General features: G+C 62.0%; 1 protein-coding gene and 1 pseudogene. Both read left to right on the top strand.

Features of this window, described 5'->3' with window-relative positions; translation table 11 throughout:
- Positions 1–386, top strand: a pseudogene (locus tag I5W_RS30245) (ABC transporter substrate-binding protein); the annotation flags it as partial.
- A gap of 2,951 nt (positions 387–3,337) precedes the next feature.
- Positions 3,338–3,725 (top strand): TonB-dependent receptor plug domain-containing protein (locus I5W_RS20100; RefSeq protein ID WP_044530558.1); only part of this gene is annotated, 388 nt, incomplete at its 3' end.

Genomic DNA, 3,725 nt, shown 5'->3' with positions numbered 1-3,725 from the left:
ATCCCGAGAAGGTGCTCGGTACCTCGCGCGAATTCGTGCAGAAATATCCCAACACCTGCCGCGCCATGATGGCGGCCATCCTCGACGCCAGCAAGTGGATCGATGCCTCGCTGGTGAACAAGAACAAGATGGCCGAGGTGATCGCCGACAAGTCCTATGTGAACACCAGCAAGGACGTGATCGACCAGCGCATCCTCGGGCGCTATCAGAACGGCCTGGGCAAGACCTGGGACGATCCCAACTATATGAAGTTCTATGAAGAGGGCCAGGTCAACTTCCCGTTCCTCTCCGATGGCATGTGGTTCATGACCCAGCATCGCCGCTGGGGCTTGTTGAAGAGCGACCCGGATTATCTGGCCGTGGCCAAGTCGGTCAACCAGATCGACCGTGTCCTTGCCCTGGCCAGTCTGCACCACCGTACTGGCACCGGCGGTGGTGACGGCCAACTGGATCTGGTCGTCACCGGCACCACCGCTAAGACTATCCAGCTTCTGTGGCACCCAGTACCAGCCCAGCGTCTGGTTCTGGAGGATGGTGGTCTGGCCGTTGTTGATGCCGGCGCTGGTATTGGTGGCCGTGATGGTCAGGTCGTGATACATGCCCGGTGCGAGGATGTTGGCTGGGGTGGTCAGCGAGAAGTCACCTGCCTTCACCTCACTGAACAGGATCACCTTGCCGCCCATGCTTACCGAGATCAGGTAACTGTCGCCAGAACCTGCGCCACCGACGGTGCCGGAGAAAGTCAGGTTCTGGTCCAGACCGACCAGGGTCACTGGGCTGAGGGGCGTTTCCGCGATCATGGCGTACTTGGTCGATGAGCCATTGATGGGCTGGGTGTCCGGTGTTTCGCCATTGACCCGCAGATTGCTCAGGACCGGCGCCACTGCACCACTTGCCAACGTGAGACGGATGTCATTGCCGACCACCACGTTACCCGCCGGATCGCTGAACTTGGGCGTGATCACGTGGTTGCCAGCGGCCAGACTGCTGGCGACCGTGACGTCCAGCGTTGCCGCAGCGCTACCGACATCGGCCGCACTCAATGTGCGGCTGCCCAGCAGCTTGTCGCCCTCGTAGAGGCCAATCACGTCACCGGCGCTGGCCTTGGTGCCGTCATAGCTGACATTGATGGTCGGCAGCGAGTTCGGATTGTCCGTGGTGACCTGGTACAGCAGGCGCACATTGCCGATGTCATAGTTCTGTGGCAACGTGGCTGTCTTGAAGGCATAGACGTCGGTATTGAGGACGTAGAAGCCATTGATGGCATTGAGCAAGAGCTGTTTGCCGTCAGCGGACGTGAACGTGAAGTTCTCGCCCTTGACAGCACCGCCGCCCTGGTGCACCAGGCTGAACGGGGTGGCCAATCCGAATCCGCTGGGGAAGGAGAACACAGTGGTGTACCTTTCGAAGGTAGTATTGGCATCGCTGGTAATGGCCACCCCGCCCCATTCGGTGTACAAGCCCTTGAGCGAGGCGAGGAAACTGGTCGGCGTCATCCCTGCCGGTAGCAGGCTGGTGAGATCGACACTCTCGCCCGAATGCAGATTGTGCTTATTGGTGCTGCCCATTTCTTCTGGAAGGGTCAAGGTCTTGTAGCTGATCTGCTTGTCGCTCACCAGCGTGCCGGTGATGCTGCCCGGGACCGTCATGTCCACCGACCAATTCACGCCGGTATTGCTGCTGTTGCCAGCCACATCGGTGAGCGTGATGGTGGCGCTGCGGTCGCCCGCAGTCGGCGTGGCGTTCTGGTATTGGATCGCCTTCAAGATGGCGCGCGCATCCAGTCCGCTCATGGCCGCGCCCGAGCTCTTGCTGATGGTCAGCACATGGGTGCTGCCATCGTAGCCATAGCTCAAGCCGCTGACGCCACCGATGCTCTTGCCGCTGACGGTGGCCCGGCTGGCGTTGAGGGCCAACGGCACGTCCAACACCAGCTTATCTTTGAGCAGGTCCAGTTGCGGACCATCCAGCTTGATGCCGATGCTGCTGATGTCCTTGGTCGGCCAAACCGCAATATCCTGCGCGAACAGCGCCTCACCGGCCACGGCCTTGGCCGCCGTGAACAGCTTGCGTGAAGTCGTCTGCAGCTCGACCAGGGTGGCATCGGCGTCCAGCGTGGGCGCATGGGTGTCGAACAGGATACCGGCCGTCGATGTGTTACCGGTCTCGCCGGTGCTGGAGACCAGGCTGAAGCTGGCCGTGCGCACGCCATCGTGGCTACTGCTGCCGCCCAGCTTGATGGCCTGGAGCACCGATTGCACCTCGCTGCCGCTCCAGATTGCGCCGCCGGCCTTGCTCAGGGTAAGCGTGCGGCTGGCTCTGTCATAGCCATAGCTCAGACCGGTCACGCCGCCTACCGTCTTGCCGGCACTCATCGCCAGGTCGGCGTTGAGGGCCAGCGCCGTATCCAGGATCAGGCGATCGTTGAGTACATCCAGACCCACGCCACCCAGCACCACCTTCACTGCGGTGACCTGGGTCGAGGTCGGCACAGCCACGCTGGTGTCGAAGGCGACACCAGCGGCCAGACGAGTCGCATCGGTGACATTCTGGCTGGACACGAGCTGCACTCCAGGGGTGGTCGGGTCCAGGTCCAGCAGCAGGCTGTCGCTGCCCACGCTGAGGGTAGCCTGCATGGAGGGACTGACCAGACCGGCTTCGTCGCGCAAGGTGAAGGTGATCACCCGGCTGCCTGGCGTGGGCGTCAGATTTTGCAGCTTGATATTTTCCACCAGGGCCTCTACCTCGGCAGCGGTGAAGGCGCCTCCCTTGGTCTTGGTGATGTTCAACGTACGCGTGGCCGTGGTATAGACGTAACTGACATCGGCCACGCCACCCACGGTCTTGCCGCTGACCGGAGCCAGGTTGGCATCCAGCGCCACCAAGGCATCCATCAACAGGCGATCATTGACCAGATCCAGACCGCGGCCACTGAAAACTACATCGATGGCCGAAGCCGTGGTCTTGGCAGGCGGTACCACGTTGGCGACGAAGGCCGTGCCCGAGCGCAATTCGCTGGTTGAGGCTTGCCGCTGTGCACTTGACTGGATACCGTCAGCGGACGCATCCAGGTCCAGCAGCGGCGGCGTGGCGGCATCGACCAGCACGTTGAGGCTGGCCTTGGGGCTCGCATTGCCTGCTACGTCGGTCTGTTCAGCCGTGTAGGTCCAGGCAGTGTCGCGCGCACCATGAGTACTGACCAGGCTCACGCCGGCCAGCGGCGCTTCGTTGTCGCTGACGTCGCCGTTCTGCAGCAATTCGGCCAGCACCAGATCTGCACTGGTATCCAGTCCGTGACTACATCGAAAAACAGTCGCCCACCGGCACGCCCTACCAGATGATCAACCTGCTGCCGGGCGTGAACACCTACGACAACGACGGCACGGGCCTGTTCGGCGGCAACATCCGCGTGCGCGGCTTCAACAGCGACCAGTTGGGCTTCACCATCAACGGCGCACCGGTCAACGACTCCGGCAACTTCGCGGTCTATCCGCAGGAGTACACCGAGCCGGACAACCTGTGCAACGTCTTCGTCACCCAGGGCTCGACCGATACCGAAGCTCCGCACGTGGGCGCTAGCGGCGGCAACATCGGCATGACCTTCTGCTCGCCGGAAGACAAGCAGCGCATCCGCGTGACCAACGCCTTCGGCTCCCACAGCCTGTGGGAGCGCTATGTGCGCTTCGAATCCCGGCAGCTGTTCGATGACAAGTCCAAGTTCTTCA

The organism is Herbaspirillum sp. B65, assembly GCF_000333555.1.
Classification (GTDB): domain Bacteria; phylum Pseudomonadota; class Gammaproteobacteria; order Burkholderiales; family Burkholderiaceae_D; genus Herbaspirillum; species Herbaspirillum rubrisubalbicans.
Note: the sequence above shows the minus strand (reverse complement) of the source record. Positions and strands in the feature narration are given on the sequence as shown.